The organism is Streptomyces sp. NPDC088730 (assembly GCF_044751215.1).
GTDB lineage: Bacteria > Actinomycetota > Actinomycetes > Streptomycetales > Streptomycetaceae > Streptomyces.
Genome location: NZ_JBIVLK010000008.1, coordinates 262,701 through 286,981, shown reverse-complemented (window position 1 = coordinate 286,981; position 24,281 = coordinate 262,701). Strand labels below are relative to the sequence as shown.

The window sequence follows — 24,281 nt, the reverse complement described above, 5'->3', positions numbered from 1 at the left end:
GGAACGGCGGACGGACCGGGCGCCCGCCGCAGACGGTCAGGGCGCGGTACCGGCCGAACCGGCCTGTCCCGGCAGTCGGCCGGAAGCCGCCGTGGCGGTGGCAGATGCCGTGGCCGCGGTGAGCGCGGTACGGCTGGACCAGGTCAGGGCCGCTGTTGCGGTCAGCGCGAGCAGCGGGACGGCGAAGCCGGTTCGTGCGCCCGCACCGTCGACGAGCCGGCCGACCGCCGCCGCGGAGACCGCGATCCCGGCCGCGCACGCGGAGTTCGTCCAGGTAAGGGCCTGGGTGAGGACCGGCCTGTCCATCACCGACTCGACGAGCGTCGCGGAGACGATGACGCACGGAGCGACGCCGGCGCCGGGCAGCAGGAGGGCGAGGCCGAGCTGCCAGGGGGAATCGGCCAGCATCGGCAGCAGCGAGGCGCAGGCCAGGAAGGCCAGGAGCAGGGGCAGCCGGCGGCCGGGCGGGGTGCGCCGGTGGCAGCGCCCGTAGACCAGACCGGCCGGCAGGCTCGCCGCGCTCATCAGCCCGTACAGGAACCCGGCCGCCGAAGCGGCGTGGTGGACGGCGGCGAAGGCACTCACCGAGACCTGCATCGAGCCGAAGAAGACGCCGAGGGCCGTATTGACCGCCAGCAGCGTGCCGAAGTTCCGGGTCCACAGCCGGCCCGGTCCCCGGTCGGCCCCGACGCCCCGGACCGCCCTCGCGGCGGGGGCCGGGGCCGTACGGCGCGTCGCCGCGAAGGCGAGTCCGGCCCCGACGACGAGCGCACCCGCCAGCGCCGTACCCGCGGCGGGGTGCAGCCGGGTCGCCGCCAGCACCGCGAGGGCGGGCCCGAGGAGGAAGGCGGCATCGTTGCTCATCGTTTCGAGTGCGAAGGCCGGGGCGAGTTCGGCTCTGCCGTGCAGCAGGGCCGACCAGCGGGCGGCCGAGAGCGCACCGATCTGCGGGACGGTCGCCCCGGCGGCCAGACCGGCGGCCGTCAGCGGCAGCGCCGGGGCGCCCGTCAGGGCCAGCACGACCAGGGCGGTGATCGCTCCGGCATGGGCGCACAGGAGGGGGACGAGGACGCGCGGCTGTCCGAACCGGTCCATGAGACGGGCCGCCTGCGGACCCACCAGGCTCTCCGCCACGGCGAAGGATCCGGTGACCAGGCCGGCCACCGCGAAGGACCCGGTCTCGGTGTGGACCAGCCAGACGATGCCGAGCCCGGCCATGGCCACCCCGACCCGGGCGGGGGCCGCGGCCAGGAAGAAGGCCGCCGCTCCGGGGGTCCGCAGGGCCGAGCGGTAGGAGGCGGTTCCCGGCCCGGCCGCCCCCCGGTCGTGAAGCGCCCGCACGGGACGGGGGAACCATGTGGTGCGAGGGAATCGTGTGGCGCGGCGGAACCATGCCGCGCGAGGGAAACGAGTGACGCGAGGCAGACAGGCGGGGCGAGGGAAGCGTGTGGTGCGACGACGGAACCAATGCCGCGATGTCACGGCGAACCTTCCGCTGCGCGGTGGGACGGTCCGGGGCAGCGGCACCCTTCGAGGGAACCGTCCCCAGCCGCCAGGAGTCGTCCATGGTGACGCGGACGGGACGGATTCACGGTCCGCGTCGGCGTCGGCTCCAGCGCCGGCAGAAATATGAGTAATGAGATCGGGAAGTGGAGATCGCTCAGCCGATCCCGCACGGCACGACACTAGCCGCGATGCCGGGCGCGGAGAAGACCGCTCGGGGCCGCTGTTGCGCCGCGTGCGTGGTCGGACGACAGCGACCCGTGCGGGATACACATACCGGCGGCGGCGCCGTGGTAGCCCTGGGAGCACCCCCGTGAGGGTGAGACCGGAGGCAGGAGCCCTCCGCGACCGCGGTCCTGACGGAGGATCACCCGCGGGGCCGCCGAGCACAGCAGGGAAGGTTCATGATGCGTACCATCCGGAAGATCGCCGTCACCATCGCCGCCGCCGCACTGTTGGGCGCCACGAGCGGAACATCGGCGCAGGCCACGTCCGTGGCGGCCGCCGGCACCGCACCCTCCGCATGCCGTCCGGCCAACCACCTCGCGAAGATCGTCGGCGCGTCCAGCAGCGCGGGGCACCGCCACTACCGCGTGACCCTCACCGCGCCGCGCGGCTACGACCCGTGCCGGCTCGCGGGTTCGCCCACCGATGTGCGGTTCTCCGACCACGGCGCGGAGAGCGGGATCACCGCCGGCCGCTACGGCAGCCAGCGGACCGCGGTGACCTTCGGTCCGGGGCACCCGGTGCACTTCGACATCCAGGTTCCCAGCAACGACCCCGGCGCCCCCGCGGACGAGGCGTCCTTCACGCTCCGGGCTCCGGACGGGGAGATCCCCGGCACGTCCGTGGCCGACGGCAAGCTCAGGGTGGCGGCCGGCACTCTCGTCGGTCCGGTGCGGAGCGGCGCCTGAGGCCCTTCCCGTGACCTCGGTGCCTGTGCCCTCGCCGCCCGCGGTGAGGGCACAGCTCTTCGCGCCGTCCTCTCCCCCGCCGACGGAGAACCGGCAAGGGGCTGGACCGAGTCGACTCGCGCACCACCCGTGACCAGCGAACGCACCCGCACGGCTCCGCTAGCATGTTCGAACTCGCGACGAGCGTCCCCATCGCTCGCCATTCACCGGACAGTCGGGCTTTTCGGTGTGAAGAGTGACTTACTCAACCAACATCTAACAAATCGGCCAAACAATTGATACCTATAGTATCGCGGGTGTTTTCGCGAATAACGAGCAGAACCACGACTACCCCGTGGCGTCGGCCAAGAGCGATACTGTGGGGCACGGCGGCCGTGGCGACCCTCGGATTCCTGGTCGCGCTGGAGATCGCCGCACGTCATTACGGCCTGCCGGGGCCGATAACCACCCAGGCCCAAGAGGTCATAGTCGCCCCCCAGTCGGGCTTCCTGCTCTACGCCAGCATGGCGTTGATGATGGTGGTGCTCACCTGGCGGGAACGGTTCATCGCGATGGGTACCGCGATAGGAATCGACCTCGTCATCCTGCTGGTGCGTTGGGCGGCCGACGCCAGGGTGACCCATGGCCACCCCTTCGGCAACGGGGCGTTGTGGGTGATCGTGGGTTGCGGAGTCATCGCCGTGACACGCCGCACGGGCCAGGAACGCATCCTGCTGCTGAAGGGCGTCGGCCTCGGTCTGCTGCTGGTGACGGGCCGCAAGACCGGTGACACCTGGCTGCTCATCACTTCGAAGACGCGCCCGGCCGTGCTCGACCAGTACGTCGCGACCGCCGATCACGCACTGGGCAACCCCTCATGGCTGGTGGGCCGGATGGTCCAGGCCACCGGCCCGGTCGGAGACCGCTTCCTCGACTCCGTCTACACCCAGCTCGCGGTCGCCGCGGTCGTCGTCGCGCTCTACCAGCTGCGCAATGTGGCGGCCGACCGCCGCTTCCCCGGCCACCATCTGGTGCGCACCTTCCTGGTCATAGGCCTCCTCGGACCCGGCATATACGTGCTCTTCCCGGTGGTCGGGCCGGTCTTCGCCTACGGTGCCGACGGCGGACACTGGGCGGTGTCCAACCTGTGGCCGAACACGATGCCGCAGATCACCGCGCCGAGCCACATGCCGTTCGACGAGATCACCCCGCGCAACTGCATGCCCAGCCTGCACACGGCTTGGGCCACCTGCATCTTCATCCACTCCCGCAAGGGCCCCCGGGCGCTCCGGTACGCGGGCACGTTCTGGCTGCTCGCCACACTCTGCGCGACGCTGGGCTTCGGATACCACTACGGCGCGGACATCATCGCGGGCGTGGTGTTCACGCTCACGATCGAGGCGGGTCTGCGCACGTTCGACCGCGGCTGGGACCGGTCGGGGGTCAAGCTGGTCGCCTACGGTGTCGCCGTCTTCACCGTGCTCCTGCTGTCGTACCGCTATCTGTCGATGCCGATGGCCCACCATCCCTGGGTGTTCGGCCCGCTTCTCCTCCTGGCGATGGCCTCGGTGATCCACGGCTACGTGCGGACCACCGAACAGTGGGAACCGAAGACCGCCCCGGCGCGGCAGCCCGAGCCAGTGCCGGAACCGGTCTGAGACCGGCGGGCGGTCCGGTGGATTCCGTCCCGGCCGGGACGGAATCCACCGGACCGCCCGCAACGAGGCGCATGCCCCTGCCGCCCGACGCTCCCGGATAGCCTGCGCCCGTGGAGACCGAACTGAACACTGACGACTGGCTGGCGGACACACGGGCGTCCTACGACACCGTGGCCGACAGCTACGCGGACCAGGTGCGGAACCTGCTGGACGACACGCCTGAAGAACGCGCCGTACTGGCGCTGTTCGCCGCCCGGGTGCGCGAGAACGGCGCAGGCCCGGTCGCGGACGTGGGGTGCGGGCCGGGAAGGATCACAGCTCACCTGCACGGACTGGGCGTGGACGCGTTCGGGATCGACCTGTCCCCCGGAATGATCGAGGTGGCCCGGCGTGACCACCCGGGCCTGCGGTTCGAACCCGGGTCCATGACGGAGCTCGGTCTCACCGATCGCTCGGTGGCCGGGCTGATCGCCTGGTACTCGCTCATCCACGTCCCCGACGAGGAGATCGGTCCGGTCCTGGCGCACTTCCACCGCGTACTGAGGCCCGGTGGCCCACTGCTGCTCAGCTTCCACGTCGGAGACGAGCGGAAGCTGAAGACGCAGGGGTACGGCGGCCACCCGATGAAGGTGTACGTCCATCGACGCCGACCGGACCAGCTGGCCGCCCGGCTCGACGACGCCGGATTCGATGTCGAGGCACAGCGCACGCTCACCTCGGCCGAGAGCAGGCTCGGGGGCCTCCTCCTCGCGCGCCGGCGGCCCGGCACCCCGTAGCGGAACTCCCGCAGCTCCGGGCAAGTCGGAAGGATCCGTTGATGGATCAACTCCCCTCCTCTAATGTCTCGTTCAACGACCGGCCGTCCTCGGCCGGGAGTGCGCCACATGGAGCCCAGCCGCCCCGAGGGGCGGCCCGGAGAAGGGAGATCCACCATGGTCAAGCACTACATCAAGTACGCGTTCAGCACGCTCACGGCGGCGATGTTCGCCAGCATGGTCTGACGGATCAGCCCCGGCCTGGACCGGGATTCCAGTCCCGGTCCAGGCGTCAGGAGGCTCACTTGTTCGCGACCGCGCTCAGCCAGCTCCGGTACGGCGCGGCGATTCTGCGCAACCGCCGCATCCGCCCGCACGACCTGGAGCGCATCGCCCGGGACCTGGTCGCGACCCTCGCGGAGTTCGGGGAGCCGGGCGCGGACTCGGCCCTGCTGCCCGGCCAGGCAGGGGCCGTCGACCCCGCCGTGCGGCGGACCGTGACCGAGCGCAGCCTGCGGGCCACGGCGCGGGCCGCGGCCCGGCACACGGCGTACTACCGCCGGACGTTCGACAGCCTGGCGCTCGACCCGGGCACCCTCACGCCGGAGACCTGGGACCAGGTGCCGGTGACACCGAAGGCGGCCCTGCGCGGCCTGCCGGCCGCCTTCGTGTCCGCCGTCTCCGCTCCCGCGCTGATGGCGCTCACCACGGGCACCAGCGGCACCCCCACCACGGTCTGGTACTCCCGGGCCGAGGTGGAGATCGCGGTGGCCATGAGCACGGTCTCGGCCGTCCTCGGCCTGGGCCTGCGCCCTCGCCACACCCTCGCGTACGCGGGGTGCTCCCGGGCCACCCTGCCCCTGCTCAACGTGGAGGAGTCGGTGACCCGGATCGGCGCCTCCTTCGTCCAGATCGGCACCGTGGACCCGGCGGTGGCGCTGGACCGGCTGGCCGCCCCGCTCGGGCTGCGCGGCAAGGCCCCGCAGATCACCCACCTGACCGTCTCCGCGTCGTACCTCTCCGCCCTCGTCGAGGAGGCGGAACGGGGCGGCCGGCTGCCGTCCGACTTCGGCCTGGAGTCCATCGGGGTAGGCGGCGAGGTGCTCTCCGAGCCGCTGAGGGAGCGCGCGTCGGCGGCGCTGGGCGCGAAGATCTCCACCTCGTACATGATGACCGAGACCGTGCCCTCGGGCGGGACACCGTGCACCGAGGGACATCTGCACCACACCACCGAGTTCGGGCATCTGGAGATACTCGACCCCGTGACCCACGCGCCGACGCCACCGGGCGACGTCGGCATCATCGTGCAGACCCCGTACGTGCCCTACCGGGACTGCACCCTGCTCCTGCGGTACGCGACGGGCGACCTGGTCCGCCTCCCCGGGAGCGCGCCGGAGTGCGAACTGGCCCATCTGCCCGCGACCTCGCCGGTGCTCGGCCGCTGGACGGGTCCGCTGAGCCGCGAGATCACCACCTGGTCGGTGCTGAACCTGCTGGAGGCGGAGCCGGACATCCCGCTGCCCGCGCGCTACGCCCTGGTCGACGAGGCCCCGGGCCCGCGACTCCACGTCCTGGTCCGCCGGCTGCCCGCAGCCGGTCTGCTCGGCCGGCTGGAGGACCGGGCCACGGCGGCGGGCCTCGCGCTGGACGCCGTGGTGCTCCACGACGACCCGGCCGCGATGCCACGGACCGGTCCGGTCCGCGCCGATCTGCGTGAGCGCACCTTCGAGTCGGTGCGCCCCGCGGTGCTGCGGGCCGTGAGTCCGGCATGAGCACCGTCGCCCTGGTGGGCCTCAACGTCTGCGTCGCCGCCATCACCGCGGCCGGCGCCGCCTACTTCGGCCGGGTCCGGATGCCCCGCCCGCCGGTCGGCCGGTACGAACTGCCGGACGTCGCGGTGGTGTCCGCCGTGGTCGTGGCCGCTCCCCTGGTCTATCTGGAACTGCCCCGTGCCGCGGTGGCCGTCGTGTTCGGTCTGGTGCTCTGCGCGGCGCTCCAGTTCACCCTCGCGCCCCTCTTCGGCGGGGGCCGGGCCTGGGTGGCCGCGCTGGGCCCGGTCGCGGCCACCGCCGGATGCGCGTTCGCGGACAGGACCCTCGCCGTGCTGGTGCTCACCGATGTGCTGCTCGCGATCGCCGTCGTGGGGGTGGCCAACATGTGGGCGCAGAGCGGCATGCGCTCCGCCCACGCCGCGTGGTTCGCGGGCGCCCTCGCCTGCTACGACCTGGTGGCGACGGGGCTCACCTCGGTCATGGACCGGTTCGCCGTCCAGGTGATGGGGCTGCCGTTCGCCCCGTTGCTGGCCGTCACCCGGGGCGATCCGCCCGTGGCGCTCGGGCTGGGCGACCTGTTGCTCCTGGTGCTCTTCCCACTCGTGGCGCTGAAGGCCTTCGGACGGGCCGCAGGCCTCCTGGCGGCCGGAATCGGCCTGGCGGTGTCGGCGACGGTCAGTGTGCTGTTCGCCCTCGGGACGCTGACCGGGGCGTTTCCCCTGCTCACGGCGCTCGGCCCGCTGATCGTGCTCCAGCATGTGCTGTGGGTACGGGCCCGGGGAGCGGAGCGGACCGTCGCCGAGTGGCGCTCGGGAACCCCGGTGGCGGCGGCCGCCGCCGCGCCCACAGGACCCGACCCGGAATTGCTCAAGGCCCTCGAACCCGCCGATCCGGAGGGGCTGGGGTCCGCCGTGCCCGAAGGCGGCTGGCTCGCGGTCCTCGACGGCCGGGTGGTGGGGGCCGGGGCGTCGCCGGGCCGGGCACGCGGGGACGCACGGCTCCGCGGCTGTGCGTCGGTGCCCGTGGTGCGGCAGAGGTGACCCGGTCCGCTCCGGGCCGCCAGGGGCTGTGGGCTGTGGGCTGTGGGCGGCGCGGGCGGGCGGCCGCGGCCGGTTACGTACTCTTGAGGCATGCGCATGCGCCCCACTCTGAGCTGGGCCCCCACAGAGGACCTGCCGCCCGCCACCACCGACCTGGAGCCGGTCACCGATGCGCTGGGCGCCGGCGGTGTGCTGGTGCTCAGCGGGGCCGGGATCTCCACGGAGTCGGGCATCCCCGACTACCGGGGCGAGGGCGGAAGCCTGAGCCGGCACACCCCGATGACCTACCAGGACTTCACGGCGAGCGCCCAGGCCCGGCGCCGGTACTGGGCCCGCAGCCATCTCGGCTGGCGCACCTTCGGCCGCGCCCGGCCCAACGCCGGGCACCGGGCGGTGGCCGCGTTCGGGCGGCAGGGCCTGCTCTCGGGGGTGATCACCCAGAACGTCGACGGTCTGCACCAGGCCGCCGGCAGCGAGGACGTGGTGGAACTCCACGGCAGCCTGGACCGGGTCGTCTGCCTTTCCTGCAGCACGCTCGGCTCACGCCGCGATCTCGCGCGGCGGCTGGAGGAGGCCAACCCGGGCTTCCGGCCGGTGGCCGCCGCGATCAACCCGGACGGCGACGCCGACCTCACCGACGAGCAGGTCGGGGACTTCCGCGTGGTGCCCTGCACGGTCTGCGGCGGCATCCTCAAACCGGATGTGGTGTTCTTCGGCGAGACCGTGCCGCCCCGCCGGGTCGAGCACTGCCGCGAACTGGTCGGAGCGGCGTCCTCGCTGCTGGTCCTGGGCTCTTCGCTGACGGTGATGTCCGGGCTCCGGTTCGTCCGCCAGGCCGCCCGGGCCGGACTGCCCGTGCTGATCGTCAACCGGGACCCGACCCGGGGCGACCGGCTTGCCGTCACCCGCGTCGCGCTCCCGCTGGGAACGGCCCTCACCGCCGTGGCCGGCCGGCTCGGCGTCCCCGTCGACGACGCCGCGGCGGCCCCTCGCGAACCCGCCACCGAAGGAGACCCATGTCCCGGACGAGCCGCTCCCCCTTCCTCCTCGCCGGACTGATGGCCGGAGCCGGAGCCATCCATCTCGCGGTGCCGAAGGTGTTCGACGGGACCGTTCCGAGGATCCTGCCCGGTGCGCCGCGTGCGTGGACGTACGGGAGCGGGGTGGTCGAGTTCGCGCTCGCCGCCGGGCTCGTCCACCCGCGGACGCGGTCCGTGGCGGCCCGGGCGACCGCCGGGTTCTTCGTCGCCGTCTTCCCCGCCAACGTCCAGATGGCCCTCGACGCGTGGCACTCCCCCGCCCTGCCGAAGGCCGCGGCCCTCGGCCGGTTGCCCCTGCAGATTCCCCTGGTCATGTGGGCCCGCAAGGTCGCCCGTGCCGAGGGCGCTTCATCTCACTGACACAGCCCGGCGGTGCGCCGGATCAGCGGATCTCGGTGACCCGGTGCTCCTTGAGCTTCGCGCAGTTGGAGTTGTCCACCGACACGTACACGTTGCCGATGCTGCCGCTCCAGCTCACGCAGTGGCCCTTGCCGTAGACGTAGGCGGGCCCGGCGTACGAGGTGTAGTTGCCCTCGTCACCGGCCCACTCGTCGGTGTCGGAGACGTAGATGGACGTGGACATGCTTTTCGCCGTGCCCGGGTTGGCGCGGATGGTCGCGACGCAGTTCTTGCCGTTCGCGGAGTTGTACGTCAGGTAGACGGTGCCCTGCGAGCCGATGGGCGCCGAGTTCACGGTCTTGTAGGCACTGCCGCAGACCCCCTGCGGTGTGACGTTCGGCGCGGCCGAGGCGGCCGTGCCGAGCACGACGGTGGTGCCCAGAGTCAGCGTGGCCAACGCCCCGACAGTCGCGACATTACGTACGATTCGCATATATCCCCCTTGTGGTTCCGAGAGCGGATTACTCCCACTTGATGTGACCCTCGAACGACAAGGATGGTTGTGCCGGATGCACCCCGAGATGCCAAAGCACTGGCGACCGGCACCACTTGGAGAAAGTTCCGCCGGGGCCGGGCCGTTTCCGCAGCTCACCGCAGCGCGAATAGGTCTATACCACTAATGAACCGGAAAACTATTTACCAGCCGCACCGCCCTGTGGCTCACTATGTCGTGTTCGCGTCACGTGGACGCGCGTAGATCCTCTGCCTCTCTCCCCCCACCAAGCAGGAGGAATCCATGCTCCCCCGCCGTCTCTCCCTCACATCCGCGCAGCGGAGACTCTCCGTGGCCGGTGTCCTCGGCGTGAGCGCCGCGCTGACGCTCAGCCTGATGTCGGGCACCGCCGCCTCGGCGCCGCTGCCCTCCGACAGCACCGTGCCACTGGGCAAGGGCTACATGGGCGTGGGCTACGTCCAGGACAGCAAGGACTTCAAGCCGGACACCCGGCAGCTGGGCCTCGAAGCGGCACCCGACGCGAACCTCCTGGCGAACCCCGTCGGAATGGACGTCTCCAGCTACCAGGGCAGCATCAACTGGACCTCGGTCCGGGGCGCGGGCATCGAGTTCGCCTGGATGAAGGCGACCGAGGGCACCACCTACAAGGACCCGACGTTCAGCACGAACTACCTGGGCGCGTACAACGCCGGGGTGATCCGGGGCGCGTACCACTACGGGCGGCCCGACGTCTCCGGTGGCGCGGCGCAGGCGAACTTCTTCGCCGACAACGGTGGCGCCTGGTCCCGCGACAACCTGACACTTCCCGGTGTACTGGACATCGAGGGCACCTGCTACGGCAAGACTCCCGCCGCGATGCAGTCCTGGATCCTCGACTTCTACAACACGTACAAGGCCCGCACCGGCCGCGACGTCGTCATCTACACCAGCCCGAGCTGGTGGAACTCGTGCACCGGCGGCTGGAGCGGCATGTCCGCCAGGAGTCCGCTGTGGGTGGCCCACTGGACGTCCGCGGGCAGCCCGAGCATCCCGACGGGCTTCCCCTTCTGGACCGTCTGGCAGTACACGTCGACCGGCTCGGTGAGCGGCATCTCCGGCAACGTGGACCGCGACCGTTTCAGCGGTGACCGCTCCCGCCTGCTGGCCCTGGCCAACAACACCCCGTGACAGCGGGCCCCGGGGCGCGGTGACCGCGGGAACGGTGACCGCCCCCGGGGCCACGGCACGACCGGCACCGGGCGCAACGACATTCCGCGAAGGAGAGATTCATGAGCTCGACACCACGGCCCCTCAGCAGGCGCGGCGCTCTGCTCGCCGGAACGGCGGCCCTGGCCGGCGGGCTGGGGCTGGCGGGCCGTACGGAAGCGGCGGTACGCGTGCCGCAGGGAGCACGCTCCCCCTTCGCCGCCCTGACCCCGGCACAGCGCGCCGGGCAGTGCGTCATCCACTCCTACCCCGGGCTCACCCCTCCGGCCCGGCTGATGGACGCGATCAGCGAGGGGCGCACGGCCGGGGTGATCTTCTTCACGGAGAACATCAAGAGCCTGAGCCAGATCGAGGGCGTCATCCAGGACCTGAACGCGGCGCACGCCGACGCCCCGGTGAGCGCCCCGCTGCTCCTGATGACCGACCAGGAGGGCGGCCTGGTGCGCCGCCTGCCGGGTGAGCCGGTGTGGTCCGCGAAGGACGTCGGTGCCTCGACGGATCCGGAGGGGCAGGCGGAGTTCACCGGGAGCGGGGCGGGCATGAACCTCGCGGGTGTCGGCATGAACGTCAACCTGGCTCCCGTGCTCGACGTGTACCGCACGCCGGGCGACTTCACCGACCGGTACGAGCGGTCCTACAGCGAGGACCCGGAGGCGGTGGCGTCCTGCGGATCGGCCTTCATCACCGCGCAGCAGGCCGCCGGGGTAGCGGCCACCGCCAAGCACTTCCCGGGGCTGGGCCCCGCCTCCGCGAACCAGAACACCGATCTGGGCCCCGTCACCCTCACCACGTCGGCGGCGACGCTCCGGGGCGTCGACGAGGCGCCCTACCGGGCGGCGGTCTCCGCCGGGACCAAGCTCGTCATGCTGTCCTGGGCCGTCTATCCGGCGCTGGACGCGGACCGGCCAGCGGGCCTGTCCCCCACCGTGATCGGCGAACTGCGGACCCGGCTCGGCTTCCGGGGCGTGACCGTCACCGACGCGCTGGAGGCCGGGGCCCTCAAGGCCTACGGCTCCACGGCGGAGCGCAGCGTACTGGCAGCCGCGGCCGGCATGGACCTGATCCTGTGCTCGGCCCGGGACGCCGCTCAGGGGGACGCCGCGGTGACCGCACTGAGCGAGGCGCTGACGGCGGGCACCCTCGACGGGGCAGCCTTCGACGCGGGCGTGAAGCGCGTCAACGCGCTGCGCGGCGGCCTGGCCTGAGCTCCGGCCCGGCGGCGGAAGGCGCGGCCGCTATCGGTTCGATCACGCCAAGGTCCGGCCAGCGACCAGTAATACGGTCACCTGATAGCTTAAGCCGAATCGCAGGCCGGAACGGAGGTACGAGGGGCGGGTCCGACCCCGACCCGGGCAAGGACACCCCTCAGATCACGATGCTGCAAGTACACAAGCTTGAGCGCTACAAGGACGATCAGGGAAACGAGATCGTCTATGACGGTGAGATCCGTGACGCCAAGATCGATATCCGGTTCAAGGGATCGAACAACAGGCTTGTCATCAGCCCCAAGGCTGACGTCAGGGACCTGCTCGTCACCTTCACCGGAGACAACGGCCAGATCGACATCGAGCAGACCACGAAGAAGCGCGCCGGTCTCCGCTTCGAGCTGCGCTGCGGACACGAGTCCCGGATCCGGGTCGGCGAGAACGTGGGCTGTGCCGGCCGCACCTTCCTCTCGGCCGTCGAGGGCGTCTCCGTGACGATCGGTGCCGACGTGATGTTCGCCAAGAACATCGAGGTGCGCGGCGACGACACCCACCCGATCTTCGACGTGCACACCGAGAAGCGGATGAACCCGTCGCAGTCGATCGTGGTGGGCGAGCACGTCTGGATCGCGAAGCACGCGGTCGTGATGGGCGGTGTCACCATCGGCAACGGCTCGGTGATCGGCTTCCGGTCCATCGTCACCTCGTCCATACCCAACAACTGCATCGCGGTGGGAGCACCGGCGCGGGTGGTGCGGCGGGACATCGCCTGGGAGCGTCCCGAGGTCGTCTCGCGCCGCCCGAACGAGCTGTATCCGCGCAAGGGCGAGAAGTCCGCGCAGTACTGGAACCCCACCGTCGAGGACGACGTCCCGGCGAAGCCGGTGATCCGGCAGCAGCCCAAGGCGCAGCGGCGGGGGCTCGCCCGGATCCTTCCGGCTCCGGTGCGACGGCTGGCCAGGAAGTTCCGCTCCGCCTGAGGCGCCGGCCCGAGGCGTCGGGGACACCACGCGAAACGCCTCGGGCCCGGACTTCCGTCCGGGCCCGAGGCGTTTCGCGTACGGGCGATGCCCGGTTTCGCTACTGGGCCGGGGCGCTCGACTCCAGGTGCGTCACCATGCGGTTCAGCCCGGTCGGCAGATCGACCACCGCGCTCCAGCCGAGTGCGGCGAGCCGCGCGCTGTCCAGGCCCTGCTTCTTGGTCAGGCTGTAGGCGCGCGCGTCGGACTCGTTGGTGAACCGGAGCTGCTGCCCGCGCTCCGGGCGCACCTCGGTGAACAGCTCGGCCAGCCGCCGGATCGAGACCAGCCCGGCCGGGTCCGCGACGTTGTAGGCCACCTGGTCGCCACGGAGCAGGGCGTAGAACAGACCCGCGATGGCGTCGGCCACGTAGGTGTAGGTCCGTACGCCGGAGCCGTCGCTGTTGAGCACGATGTCCTTGCCGGCCACCACGTTCGCCGCGAAGTCGGCCTGCACGCGCCCGTCGTCGAGCGCCATCCCCGGACCGTAGACGTGACCGAACCGGACGGCGCGGCTGTCGATGCCGTACTGCGCCTGGTAGGTCGCGCAGATCGTCTCCGCGGCGCGCTTGCCCTCGGCGTAGCAGGCCCTCGGGTTGAGGATGTCGAAGCCGCCGTAGCTCTGCTCGTCGATCAGCTCGGTCTCCGGGGCCTGGGCCCCGTAGACCTCCGCGGAGGACATCAGGACGAATCCGCGGCTGGCCTTCTCCACACAGAGGTCGAGCAGGTTGAAGGTGCCGAGCAGATTCGCCTTGATCGTCATGACCGGCTGGCTGCCGTGCAGGGCGGGCCGCGCCGCGCTCGCACCGTGGATCACGTAGTCGACCGGGCCGGGCAGTTCGAGCGGAACCGACACGTCCTGGACGACCAGGTTGAAGTCCGGGCGGTCCAGTACGTCCGCGAGCAGCCGCCTGGCCTTCTCCTCGTTGCGCACCAGGCCGTGCACGGTGATGCCCGCGCCGTGCCGGTCGTTCAGTGCGAGCAGCGTGTAGACGACGTACGACGGCAGCATGCCGCTCGCGCCGGTGACCAGCACGGTGCGGCCGGACAGCTCACCCCACGGCAGGTCGCGGTCAAGGATCTCGTCGAGGTCGTGCGCCACGACCGGACTGGAAACGGTGGTCAATGGAATCACGTACCTACGATCTGCTGGTTTTCGAGGATCTCGAAGAACGTCCGGCACAGGTAGAAGTCCTCGGACGTCGTGATCTTGATGTTCGAGCGGGGGCCGACGACCCGGTAAATCTTGCGCCCGTAGCGGTGCATGAGGGAGCAGGAGTCGATGGTGTCGTGCTCGCCCTCCTCGACCGCCCGGTCGTACAGCGAGAGGATCTCCCCGAGCCGGAAGCTCTGCGGGGCCTGCGCGGCGTAGATGTGGTCGCGCGGGATCACGTCGTCGATGTGGTCGTACTCACTCGACACCACGGTCTCGTTGAACTTGGTGCAGGTGATGGCCGAGCCGTGCTCACGGACCGTCTCGATGTTGGCGGTGATCAACTTGGCGTCGATCAGCGGCCGCACGCCGTCGTGCACGAGCACGACGGTGTCCGCGGGGCACTCCGCGGCGACGGTCCTGAGCGCGTTGTGCCGCGACTCCTGACCGGTCCGGCCGCCGTCGATGACCCACTTGACCTTCTGGATCTCGTACCGCTTGAGGAGCTTCTCCATCAGTTCGCGGTACTCGGGGAGTATCGCGATGGCTATGGCGTCTATCTCCGGGTGCGCCTCGAAGTGCTCAAGGGTGTGGATGATGATCGGCTTGCCGTGGATCTCCAGGAACTGCTTCGGGAGAGCACGGCTGTTCATCCTCGACCCAATGCCGCCGGCGAAAAGCAGGGCAACGTTCACAGGTCATTCCTCCGACTGGTCGCTGAGCGGCTGGTCGCCCACTGCGGTGTTGTCCGGGACAGTTTCCAGCCACTGGGGGTGGCCGCCCGTTTCGCGGCCTCCGTGATCGCCGACCACAAGCCAGTCGATCACGCGGTCCGCCGAGTTGGTGTCGACGTAGTCGAAGTTCTCCCGCCGGAACTCCTCGACCTTGGAGAGGTCGAAGTCCTCGTCCTGCAGGGCCTTGAGCAGGTCGTCGAAGGTCACGCAGATGGTGCCGGGGGCGACGCTGTCGTAGTCGCGGTGGAACCCGCGGATCACCGAGTACGTGTCCTTGTCGTACGCGTAGAACAGGATCGGCTTGTCGAGCAGGGTGTACTCGTAGATGACCGACGAGTAGTCGGTGATCAGCACGTCGGTCACGTGCAGGAGGTCGTTCGTGTCGGGGAAGGACGCGAAGTCGATCAGCCGGTCCGTGTACTCCTCGGGGATCGGCGGGGCCTCCGAGATGAAGTGGTGCATCCGGAAGAGCACGACGTACTTGTCGCCGCAGACCTCATGGAGCTTCTCGAAGTCGATGCGGTCGTAGTCGTAGTGCGCGTCGCTGATGCTCTTCCCGCGGAAGGTCGGCGCGAACAGCACGATCTTCTTGCCCCGGAACTGCGGGTAGGAGGCGAAGAAGTCGTCCGTGACCTTCTGGGAGTGCTCCTCGTTGAGGAACGTGTCGATGCGGGGAAGGCCGGTCGGCACGACCGCCGACTCCTCGACGCCGAACGCCTCGGCGTACACCGGCACCAGGTGCTTGGACCCGGTGATGACGTAGGTGTACTTGCGGTGGGCGTTGGAAAGCTTCGGCGAGCCGTACTTTCCGAACCGGCTGTAACCGACCGCCTTGAAACCGCTTCCCGCGTGCCAGAGCTGAATTATCTTGGTTTCCGGCGAAATGGTCAGGTTGCCGAGAAGCCCGAAGTAGTCGTCCATCAGGACGGTGTCCGACGTCGCGAGCAGGTAGATGAGGCGGAGCGTGCTCCACTTGTTCGCGGTCGACGGTATTCGGAACGAGTGATTGAACTTGTACTTCTTGTCCAGGTCCCGTTCGATCATCCGGTCGTGGACGCGCGCCAGGTTGCCACCCAGGCCGGTGCGCATCTCGGAGGCGAAGAGAATCTTGTTTCCGCGCGGCGGATTCACCCGGCGAGCTGCCCAGTAGAAACGGTTGGCGAGCTTGCGTCGCCGGGCCCGCGGCAGCACCTTCAGTGCTATTCGCTTGCCCATGGGCTTCTTCGTCTTGCTCTTCTTGCCGCCGCCACCACCGCGGAACAACTGGTACGTCCGCATGAGGAACTCGGGGTTCTCGTCATCGTCGGAAAGACCGAACGAAATCACGTAGACCGAGCGATTGCGGTCGTAGAGGAAGACGCGGGAACTCACATCGAGCCGGTCCGTCGCCTTGAGGTCGAACGTCGCCCCCGGCAGGTGTTCGTCACCGAGCACCGGAACGATCCGCCACGTGCCGTTGGGCACTTGGCGCCGGTTCTCGAAGTTGGTGACGTTGATATCCAAGCGGTGCTGTTCGGCGCCGATTTGCCGAGAGTTAACCGGGAATTCGCGCCCATTGTCAACAATCAGGAAGCTGAGAGCACTAGCATCTCCAGTAAAGTCGGCTACCTCCACAACGAGACTGAGGTGCACACGCTCCCAGGAAATCGTCGCTATTGAGCAACGCGCCATCGTCGTCCTTCCAATTTGTGAACCGTTACGCCTTCTACGAGGCATGTGCGACGGCCACAGAGCCTGCCAGCGCCAGGTGAGACGATTGCCGGAGCATAGCTTACCGAGTCACACGAGCCCCAAGCCGGGACGGGGGCCGTCGCCGGGCGCTTGCGGTCGAGCGCGCCCTTGGGCCCTCCCGCGGAACGTGATCCAGCCGGAGCCAGGAGCGCCGGTAAGCCTGTCTGCCACTCCATGCGAAGCCCCGTCGAACCGGGTGGGCCTGTGGTGCGCACGTACTAGGACGCATGAGCGGCTGGTCCGGTTGCACCAGGAGAGGACGCCGTCGCGGGACGATGACCGGCGGGGCACCGGAGGGAACGGTGGGAAGCGCGCTCGACGACGGATGGTGGCCGCGGCGGCCAGTATCATGATCAGCGTGTTCGCCGGGTTCATCGGGACGAGCAGCCCGGCCGTCCAGACGACGGGCGTCGGCGGCCGCCGACGTGCTCCTGACCGGACGCCTGGCCCGCGCCGCTCCCGGCAGCGGCCTCCCGTGACCGGTGGCGGGCGGCCGGGCTGCCTGAGTGCCCGTCAGCATAGGATGTCCTCCACGAACTGTCCGGACGGGCGAGGGGTGGGGACCGAAGGTGTTCGGGGGCAGGAAGACAGCAGAGGGCGGGCTGCCGAGGATCCCGAGGGGCGTGGATCCACGGCGAGCCCGTGCTCTGGCGGTTCCGGCCGAGGCCCAGGTGGACGCGCGCATGTTCATGCGGGGCGGCGACAGGATGCGGGCGCTCAAGGTGATCGTGGACGCGACGGGCTGCGACCTGCGCGGGGCCCGGGACATCAGGTACGCGCTCGGCTACGACATCGAGGTGCCGACACCGCGCTGAGCGGCGCCCGTGCGGTCAGCCGGCGGCCGGCCGCTCCTGTGGAGCGAGGTGCTGCCACAGGAAGGTGTGCATCAGGGCGCTGTTGTGGGCGGCCTGCTCGTTGTCGCCGGCGCCCGCGTGGCCGCCGCCGGTGTTCTCGTGGAGCAGGACGCGGTGTCCGAGTTCGCGCAGCCGCGCCGCCGCCTTGCGGGCGTGGCCGGGGTGGACGCGGTCGTCTCGGGTCGAGGTCGTCAGGAGCACCGGCGGGTAGGCCCGGTCCGCGCCGAGCCGGTGGTACGGGGAGAGCTCGCGCAGGTGGGGGCGGTCGGCCTCGTCGTCCGGGTCGCCGTACTCGGCGATCCACGACGCGCCGGCGAGCAGCTCGTGGAAGCGGAGCATGTCCAGCAGCGGTACCTGGGCGACGATCGCGCCGAACAGCTGTGGGCTGCGGGTGAGCATCGCGCCCATGAGCAGTCCGCCGTTGCTGCCACCCGCCGCGCCCAGCATGGCCGGGGTGGTGATGCCCCGCGCCACCAGGTCCGCGGCGACGGCCTCGAAGTCCTCGAAGGCCCGTGAGCGGTTCGCGCCGAGTGCGGCCCGGTGCCAGGCGGGTCCGTACTCGCCGCCGCCCCGGATGTTCGCGATCACGTGGGTGCCGCCCCGTTCCAGCCACGCGAGGCCGGTCGACGCGCCGTAGAACGGGGTGAGGGAGACCTCGAAGCCTCCGTATCCGTAGAGCAGGGCGGGGCCGGGGGCCGCGCCGGGGGCCGAGCGGTCGGGGCCGATCACGAAGTACGGCACCCTCGTCCCGTCCTCGGAGACCGCGAAGTACTGCTCCGCCGTGAGGCCCGCCGTGCCGAAGCGGGCCGGGGCCTGCCTGAGGATCTCCGAACCGGCGCCGATCTCGCCGTGGTACAGGGTGGACGGCTGCAGGAATCCCGACACGTCGAGGAAGTACTCGTCGGAGACGTCCGGGTCCGTGTCGACGACGCTGACGGCGGAGAGCGGGGGAACGTCGGCGAGCGGGCCGCGGGCCCAGCCGCCCGGTGCCGGCGTGAGCACCTCGATGCGGGTACTGACGTCGCGCATCGTCTCCAGGATCAGGTGGTGCCTGGTCCAGGAGTGTCCGGCCAGGGCGGTTCGCCCGTCCGGGGTGAACAGCACCTCCGCGGTGCGGTCGCCCGCCAGGAACGCGTCGAAGCCGAACGCCAGCAGGGACCCCGCCGGGTGTCCGAGCCAGCCGGATTTGAGGCTCACGACCAGATACTCGCGATGGGCGTAGGCGTGGGCGTCGTCCGGCACCTCGATCCTGACGAGTGAGCCGTCGGCGGTCAGGAGGTGCGTCTCGCTGTGGTGGAAGTCCAGCGACCGGAAGACGAAGTCCCGCTCGAAGCCGGGGGTGCTGTCGTGCCAGCCCCCGGCCGACACGTCCTGCGGCCGGCCCTCGAACACCGGGGTGGCGTCCTCGGCCGGTGTGCCGCGCCGCCATCTGCGTACCGTCCGCGGATAGCCGGAGTCGGTCAGTGAACCGGGACCGAAGTCGGTTCCGATGAAGACGGTGTCGGCGTCGATCCACCCGATGCGCGTCTTCGCCTCCGCCACCTGGAAGCCGTCCTCGACGAAGGTCCGGGTGGTGAGGTCGAACTCCCGGACCACGACGGCGTCACCGCCGTCGCGCGACAGGCAGACCAGGGCCCGGTCGTATGCGGGGTGCCGGACCCGTGCGCCGGACCACACCCATTTCTCGCCCTCCGCGGCGGCCAGCGCGTCGATGTCGAGGACGGCCTCCCACTCGGGGGCGTCCTTGCGGTACTGCTCCAGCGTCGTACGCCGCCACAGGCCGCGCGGATGCGCGGCGTCCCGCCAGAAGTTGTAGAGGAACGCTCCGCGACGGACGGTGTACGGGATGCGGTCCGAGGCGTCGAGCACCTCCCGCAGCCTCTCCTTCAGGGTGGCGAACCCCGCGTCGGCGGCCAGTGCGGCCGCCGTCTCGGCGTTCCGTTCCGCCACCCACGCGAGCGCGGCCTCGCTCTCGATGTCTTCCAGCCACAGGTACGGGTCTTTTTCGATCACACCCCGAATTGTGCGGGTCCGGGACGTGCGGCGGGACCACATCCCCCGATGCCCCCGGGGATCACCAGTCGTGGACGGTCCCGTCGTGGAGGCGGTTGACCGGCAGATACGCCTGGGCGTACGGGTGGGCCGCCGCCAGTTCCTCGTCCAGCTCGACCCCGATGCCGGGGGTCTCGCCCGGGTGCAGGTGCCCGTCCGCGAAGGTGTAGGCGTGGCGGAACACCTCGTGGGTGAGGGGGGTGTGGCCGGAGTACTCCTGGATGCCGAAGTTGTGGACGGCCAGATCGAGGTGGACGGCGGCGGCCATGCCGACCGGGGAGATGTCCTCCGGTCCGTGCACGGCGCTCTTGATCTGGTACTGGGCGGCGAAGTCGAAGAGCTTGCGCAGCGGTGTGACGCCGCCGAAGTGGGTGACCGCGGACCGCACGTAGTCGATCAGCTGCTCGGTGATCAGTGCCTGGTAGTCGTGCACCGTGTTGAAGACCTCGCCGATGGCCAGGGGCGTGGTGGTGCTGCGGCGCACCAGGCGCAGCGCCTCCTGGTTCTCGGCGGGTGTGCAGTCCTCCAGCCAGAACGGCCGGTAGGGCTCCAGGTCCTTGCCGAGCCGGGCGGCCTGAACCGGGGTGAGGCGGTGGTGGGCGTCGTGCAGGAGCGGCAGTGCGGGGCCGAATTCGGCGCGTACCGCGTCGAAGACGGCGGGCATGTGGCGCAGGTACGCCTCGGTGTCCCAGTCCTCCACCAGGGGGCGCGCCTGCTGGTGGAGGACCTGCGAACCCCTCTCGTCGGTGTCGGTCACTCCGTAGACGGCCTTGAGGCCGGGAATGCCGGACTGGATGCGGATGGCGGGGTAGCCCTCGGCGAGCCTGGCCCGTACGGAGTCGAGGAGTTCGGGGATGTCCCGGCCGTTGGCGTGGCCGTAGGTGCGGACGCGTTCGCGGCTCGCGCCGCCCAGCAGCTGGTAGAGCGGGAGTCCCGCGGCCTTGGCCTTGATGTCCCACAGCGCCACGTCGACGGCGGCGATGGCGGCCATCGTCACCGGTCCCCGGCGCCAGTAGGCACCCCGGTAGAGCGACTGCCAGGTGTCCTCGATCCGGTGCGGGTCGAGGCCGATGAGCAGCGGCGCGACGTGGTCGGTGAGGTAGCTGACGACGGCGAGTTCCCTGCCGTTCAAGGTGGCGTCCCCCAGGCCGGTGAGGCCTTCGTCGGTGGTCAGCTTCAGGGTGACGAAATTGCGGCCTGGGCTGGTGACGACGACCTTGGCGTCGACGATCTTCATGCGTGTGTTCCCTTTCCGGATGCCGGGTCCACCACCTGGACTTGGTGGTCCAACTGGTAGGACCAGTTGGTTCGGACGGGACCGTAACAGCGGGAAGGGCCCATCGGCCAGCCCCTGGAGGAAACCCGTGAGGGAGGCTATGTGCCGGTTCTGCTGCCGTCGCGGCGGCCCTCGGCCTGCCCCAGCAGCGTCTCGATGTGGTTGCGTGCCATGGTGTCGACCCGCAGGTCGAGATCCGCCCCGTAGGTACGCAGCCCGAGCAGCAGGTGTTCCCGCATCCGCGCGCAGGCGAGGTCCACGTCCCGCGCCTCGACCGCTTCGAGGATCTCCGGGTGGTGCGGCACCCCGGGTTCGCCGATCGACGGGTCGGAGTTCGAGCGGAGCATCATCTCGAACATCATCCCGCTGATCGAGGACAGCATGATCCGCAGAACCGGGTTCTTGCTCGCCACCGCGATGGCGTCGTGGAAGTCCATGTCGGCTTGGGCCTTGACGACGACGTCGGCCGCCGCTTCCAGGGCGTCCCGTGCGGACCGCATGGCCGCGAGGTCCTCCTCCGTCGCCCGGCCGGCCGCCAGCCGGACCATCTCCACCTCAAGCGGGATCCGCGCCTCGATGAGCTGCCGGACGGTCGGGCGGCCTGCCCGGTACAGCGCGTCGTACCCCCTGGCCTGCCCGGAGGACTGCTCCCGGACGAAGGAACCCCGCCCCGGGGCCACTTCGATCAGATGCTGGGCCTCCAGCCGCCGCAGCACCTCGCGCACCACGTTCCGGCTGGAGCCGAACTGAGCGGCGAGCTCGCGCTCCGAGGGGAGCTTCGTCCCGACGGCGATCTCTCCGGACCTGATGTCGTGTTCCAGCTGACGGGCGATGCGCTCCGTCAGGAGTCCGCGCCGGGCGGGGTCCGCGGCCGGGCCGGGCCGCTCGGAACCGGACGGGGAGGAGGGGGCGGACGGCTGCATGTCGGCAGCGTACAGGCCGGTCACGGCCCGTACCCGCCCCTTGACCCGGCCGCGTGCGGTGCCGGGCGCACGGCTTCGCGGACGTGTGCGGCGAGCCCGGCCGGGATGCTCAGAAGCCGCCCGCCGCGGTCCGCTCGGCCAGCTTCTGGAACTCGCCCAGGTCGTAGTTGGCCAGGACCGAGTCGAGGTTGGTGAAGGCTCCCAGGCGCTCCACGAAGCCCTGGGGATCGTATTCGATCTGCAGAGCCACCCGGCTCGTCGAGTCGTCCAGCCGGTGGAAGGTGACGACACCGGCGTGGTGGACGCCCTCCGTCGTCTTCCAGGCGATCCGGTCCTCCGGGACGACTTCGGTGAGTTCGGCGACGAAGACCTTGTCGGCCCCGGGCAGCGCCAGCTGCCAGGCGAAGCGGCTCTCGTCCAGCGGATCGACGCGCTGGACATGGCTCAAGAACCTGGGCCACCGCTCCACATCGCGCCACAGGGCCCAGCTGATGGCCACCGGGGCCTTGATGTCGACGGTCTCGACGATCGAGGAGGACATGAGGTCTCCTTAACAGTTTCGGCAGGTCGGCAGGGTGCCGGATCCGTACGTGTGCGGACTCGCGTCCGGACGTCGTCCCAGGTACCCCGGTGCAGCCTCGGCACACCCGGACCGCGCCGGGCCCGCCGGGAATCAGGCGCGTTCCCGCCGTGTTCGCCCAACAGCCCAGCGGCACAACAGCCGGTTGCACGGCCCTGCTTCGTCCGGGAGAGCCCACCCCATGCCAGAACCAGAGATCGACGCCATCGTCTTCGACGTGCTCGGCACGCTCGTCGACGAACCCGCCGGAATCCGCGCGGGCATCCATCGGCTCGACCCGTCGCTGGACGATGCCGGGGCCGAGCGCCTGCTGTCGCTGTGGCAGCGGCACACCGACCGCGAGCAGCGCCGCGTCCTCGACGGCACCGGCCCTATCTGCCCAGCGACGCCCTGGACCGGGAGGCCGCCCGGCTCGTCGCCGGCGCGGCCGGTGTCGATGATCCGGCTGCTGTGGAGGCGCTGGCACTGTCCGGCACCAGACTGCCGCCCTGGCCCGATTCCCTGGCAGCCCTGGCCGGGCTCGCGGAGCGGTACCCGCTGATCGGGCTCTCCAACGCGAGCCGGACGGCCCTGCTCGGACTCAACGCCCATGCGGGACTGCGCTGGCACCAGGCCCTGTCCGCCGAGGAGGCCCGGACCTACAAGCCGGACCCCGAGGTCTACCGGCTGGCCGTCAGCGTCTCCGAACGGGCGCCGGAGCGGCTGCTCATGGTCGCCGCCCACGCGTGGGACCTGCGCGGTGCGCAGGCGCTGGGCCTGCGCACCGCCTATGTCGCCCGTCCCGTCGGCGATCCGCCCGCCGGCTCCGACCGGTTCGATCTGTATGCCGAGGGCCTGGCCGGTCTGGCGGAACAGCTCGGCGTCGGCTGAACGGGCGCCGAGGGCCCGGTGACGGTCCGTACCGGGCGGAGCCGCGTCGGCGCCGGTTCAGCTGCGCTGGAAGAACTCCACCTCCGCCAGAGCCAGGTGTCGGCCCTTGGTCAGGCCGGCCGGCGAGCTCAGCACGAGACGCACCGTCTTCACGTCGCTGATCCCGGTGGACACCTGCTGGGAGCCCGGTTTGTCGCTGAGGGTGATCTGCTTCGTGTGCTTCTCGCCGTCCTGCGTCGTCATCTCCAGGTCCACCCGGAGCGCGCGCCCCTGCCGGGCGTACTCCTCCGGAGACTTGGACGCCCCGTTGGTGATGAGCAGGTCGACCAGCCGGAACGGCTTGCCGAAGGTGTACGTGACCGAGGCCTTGGGGCCGGGTGCGCCCCAGTAGCGGTTGTTCAGCCCGTCCGTGGTGTTCTTCGCCGGGTGCCGGGGAATCTCCGCGCTGGCTGCGATCGCGACCGGGGTCACCGCCTTGGGCTTGCCCATCTTGTCCTTGGTGTCCTCGATCAGGGCGCGGCCGGCCGGCAGCAGCAGGAAGCCGCCCGCGCACAGGGCCAGCAGCACGGCCAGGATCACCAGCCCCCGGACCACCCGGCCCGAACTCGCCCGCGCCCGGCGGCGGAACGGCCAGACGGTCCGCCACCACGGCAGCGGCGCGGGCTTCTCCTCGGGGTGCAGCGGAGCGGCGCAGCGCCGGCAGAACCGGCGGCCCGGCAGGTTGGGCGTTCCGCAGGCCGGGCAGGGCACCCCCGCCGCCTCCTCCGGGGCCGCCACGGGCCGCACGACGGGGCGTGGGGCCACCGGCTTGGCGGGGAGTACGGGCAGCACGGGGTCCTGCGCCGGCGCCTCGGGGGCGGGTGCGGCCGGGGCGGGGCTCGGCGCGGGTGCAGGGGCGGGGGCGGGGGGTGTGGCTGCGGGTGGACGCGTGGCGCTGGGTGCGGGGGCGGGGGGCGAGGGGGTCGCGCCCGGTGCGGCGGCGGTCTGCGCCGGAGTGGGTTCCTCGGGGGCCGGGGCGGTCAGCCGCTCCGGTGGAGCCTGGGTGTTCGCGGGCGGCGTGCTCGGGGCCGGTTCGGTCTCGGACCAGCCCAGGTACGCGCCGCAGTTGCCGCAGAAGTCGTCCGCTGAACCGTTGGACGCCCCGCAGGTGGGACACGCGCGCAT

At 70.8% G+C, this 24,281-nt stretch carries 21 protein-coding genes and 1 pseudogene; 12 read left to right on the top strand and 10 right to left on the bottom strand.

The window, feature by feature from the left end; translation table 11 throughout:
• Positions 1-36: 36 nt before the first annotated feature.
• Positions 37-1,341, bottom strand: coding sequence for an MFS transporter (locus ACIP89_RS24680; protein WP_402116734.1), 1,305 nt, complete (start codon positions 1,339-1,341; stop codon positions 37-39).
• Between the two features lie 566 nt (positions 1,342-1,907).
• Between ACIP89_RS24680 and ACIP89_RS24675 the strand changes: the two genes are divergently transcribed.
• The 7 genes from ACIP89_RS24675 (at position 1,908) to ACIP89_RS24645 (ending at position 9,021) form a co-directional block, all read left to right on the top strand.
• On the top strand, positions 1,908-2,417 hold the full coding sequence (locus ACIP89_RS24675) for a DUF4232 domain-containing protein (RefSeq protein WP_402116732.1): 510 nt from the start codon (positions 1,908-1,910) through the stop codon (positions 2,415-2,417).
• A 374-nt stretch (positions 2,418-2,791) separates the two neighbouring features.
• Positions 2,792-4,054 (top strand): phosphatase PAP2 family protein, encoded by a 1,263-nt coding sequence (locus ACIP89_RS24670; RefSeq protein WP_401924207.1) that lies wholly within the window; start codon positions 2,792-2,794, stop codon positions 4,052-4,054.
• Between the two features lie 122 nt (positions 4,055-4,176).
• Positions 4,177-4,830 (top strand): class I SAM-dependent DNA methyltransferase, encoded by a 654-nt coding sequence (locus tag ACIP89_RS24665; RefSeq protein ID WP_401925550.1) that lies wholly within the window; start codon positions 4,177-4,179, stop codon positions 4,828-4,830.
• A 284-nt stretch (positions 4,831-5,114) separates the two neighbouring features.
• Positions 5,115-6,581 carry a phenylacetate--CoA ligase family protein gene (locus tag ACIP89_RS24660; protein WP_401926203.1) on the top strand — a complete coding sequence of 489 codons (1,467 nt, stop codon included), beginning with the start codon at positions 5,115-5,117 and terminating at the stop codon, positions 6,579-6,581.
• Positions 6,578-7,621: a hypothetical protein gene (locus ACIP89_RS24655; RefSeq protein WP_402116730.1), complete on the top strand. Its 1,044-nt coding sequence runs from the start codon at positions 6,578-6,580 to the stop codon at positions 7,619-7,621. Before ACIP89_RS24660 ends, ACIP89_RS24655 begins: the two co-directional genes overlap by 4 nt.
• 90 nt (positions 7,622-7,711) lie before the next feature.
• A complete protein-coding gene (locus ACIP89_RS24650; protein ID WP_402116728.1) occupies positions 7,712-8,680 on the top strand; it encodes an NAD-dependent protein deacetylase in 969 nt (322 codons plus the stop codon).
• The gene (locus ACIP89_RS24645; protein ID WP_402116726.1) at positions 8,638-9,021 is read left to right on the top strand and encodes a hypothetical protein; all 384 of its coding nucleotides are present in this window, start codon (positions 8,638-8,640) and stop codon (positions 9,019-9,021) included. The genes ACIP89_RS24650 and ACIP89_RS24645 overlap by 43 nt, the downstream gene beginning before the upstream one ends.
• A 22-nt stretch (positions 9,022-9,043) precedes the next feature.
• On the opposite strand, the gene ACIP89_RS24640 is transcribed toward ACIP89_RS24645, so the two are convergent.
• Complete coding sequence (locus ACIP89_RS24640) at positions 9,044-9,493, bottom strand: spore-associated protein (protein ID WP_401924218.1); 450 nt, start codon at positions 9,491-9,493, stop codon at positions 9,044-9,046.
• Positions 9,494-9,796: 303 nt separating this feature from the next.
• On the opposite strand from ACIP89_RS24640, the gene ACIP89_RS24635 reads away from it, so the two are divergent.
• From ACIP89_RS24635 to ACIP89_RS24625, 3 genes are all read left to right on the top strand, one after another.
• Positions 9,797-10,681, top strand: coding sequence for a GH25 family lysozyme (locus ACIP89_RS24635; RefSeq protein ID WP_401924220.1), 885 nt, complete (start codon positions 9,797-9,799; stop codon positions 10,679-10,681).
• Positions 10,682-10,782: 101 nt separating this feature from the next.
• Positions 10,783-11,925: a glycoside hydrolase family 3 N-terminal domain-containing protein gene (locus ACIP89_RS24630; protein ID WP_401924222.1), complete on the top strand. Its 1,143-nt coding sequence runs from the start codon at positions 10,783-10,785 to the stop codon at positions 11,923-11,925.
• Positions 11,926-12,095: 170 nt separating this feature from the next.
• Entirely contained in the window at positions 12,096-12,905 is an 810-nt protein-coding gene (locus ACIP89_RS24625) for an acyltransferase (protein WP_401924224.1), read from the top strand.
• 100 nt (positions 12,906-13,005) lie between these two features.
• On the opposite strand, the gene ACIP89_RS24620 is transcribed toward ACIP89_RS24625, so the two are convergent.
• From ACIP89_RS24620 to ACIP89_RS24610, 3 genes are read right to left on the bottom strand one after another with little or no spacing between them, the layout of a single operon-like run.
• Positions 13,006-14,079 carry an NAD-dependent epimerase/dehydratase family protein gene (locus ACIP89_RS24620; protein WP_401926209.1) on the bottom strand — a complete coding sequence of 358 codons (1,074 nt, stop codon included), beginning with the start codon at positions 14,077-14,079 and terminating at the stop codon, positions 13,006-13,008.
• Entirely contained in the window at positions 14,076-14,792 is a 717-nt protein-coding gene (locus tag ACIP89_RS24615; protein ID WP_401924228.1) for a 2-C-methyl-D-erythritol 4-phosphate cytidylyltransferase, read from the bottom strand. Before ACIP89_RS24615 ends, ACIP89_RS24620 begins: the two co-directional genes overlap by 4 nt.
• 3 nt (positions 14,793-14,795) lie before the next feature.
• Positions 14,796-16,334, bottom strand: a complete 1,539-nt coding sequence (locus ACIP89_RS24610) for a CDP-glycerol glycerophosphotransferase family protein (RefSeq protein WP_401924230.1) — start codon at positions 16,332-16,334, stop codon at positions 14,796-14,798.
• Between the two features lie 851 nt (positions 16,335-17,185).
• Here ACIP89_RS24610 and ACIP89_RS24605 point away from each other — a divergent pair.
• Positions 17,186-17,377 carry a hypothetical protein gene (locus ACIP89_RS24605; protein WP_401924233.1) on the top strand — a complete coding sequence of 64 codons (192 nt, stop codon included), beginning with the start codon at positions 17,186-17,188 and terminating at the stop codon, positions 17,375-17,377.
• Positions 17,378-17,392: 15 nt separating this feature from the next.
• Here ACIP89_RS24605 and ACIP89_RS24600 read toward each other — a convergent pair whose 3' ends face one another.
• From ACIP89_RS24600 to ACIP89_RS24585, 4 genes are all read right to left on the bottom strand, one after another.
• Positions 17,393-19,471, bottom strand: a complete 2,079-nt coding sequence (locus tag ACIP89_RS24600) for a prolyl oligopeptidase family protein (RefSeq protein WP_402116725.1) — start codon at positions 19,469-19,471, stop codon at positions 17,393-17,395.
• 19 nt (positions 19,472-19,490) lie between these two features.
• On the bottom strand, positions 19,491-20,705 hold the full coding sequence (gene manD, locus ACIP89_RS24595; RefSeq protein WP_401926216.1) for a D-mannonate dehydratase ManD: 1,215 nt from the start codon (positions 20,703-20,705) through the stop codon (positions 19,491-19,493).
• Positions 20,706-20,842: 137 nt separating this feature from the next.
• Complete coding sequence (locus ACIP89_RS24590; protein ID WP_402116723.1) at positions 20,843-21,667, bottom strand: FadR/GntR family transcriptional regulator; 825 nt, start codon at positions 21,665-21,667, stop codon at positions 20,843-20,845.
• Between the two features lie 109 nt (positions 21,668-21,776).
• Positions 21,777-22,208 (bottom strand): SRPBCC family protein, encoded by a 432-nt coding sequence (locus ACIP89_RS24585; RefSeq protein ID WP_401924242.1) that lies wholly within the window; start codon positions 22,206-22,208, stop codon positions 21,777-21,779.
• A gap of 220 nt (positions 22,209-22,428) precedes the next feature.
• On the opposite strand from ACIP89_RS24585, the pseudogene ACIP89_RS24580 reads away from it, so the two are divergent.
• Positions 22,429-23,117, top strand: a pseudogene (locus ACIP89_RS24580) (haloacid dehalogenase type II).
• 57 nt (positions 23,118-23,174) lie between these two features.
• Here the strand turns inward: ACIP89_RS24580 and ACIP89_RS24575 are convergent.
• Positions 23,175-24,281 (bottom strand): NADase-type glycan-binding domain-containing protein, encoded by a 1,107-nt coding sequence (locus ACIP89_RS24575; RefSeq protein ID WP_402116722.1) that lies wholly within the window; start codon positions 24,279-24,281, stop codon positions 23,175-23,177.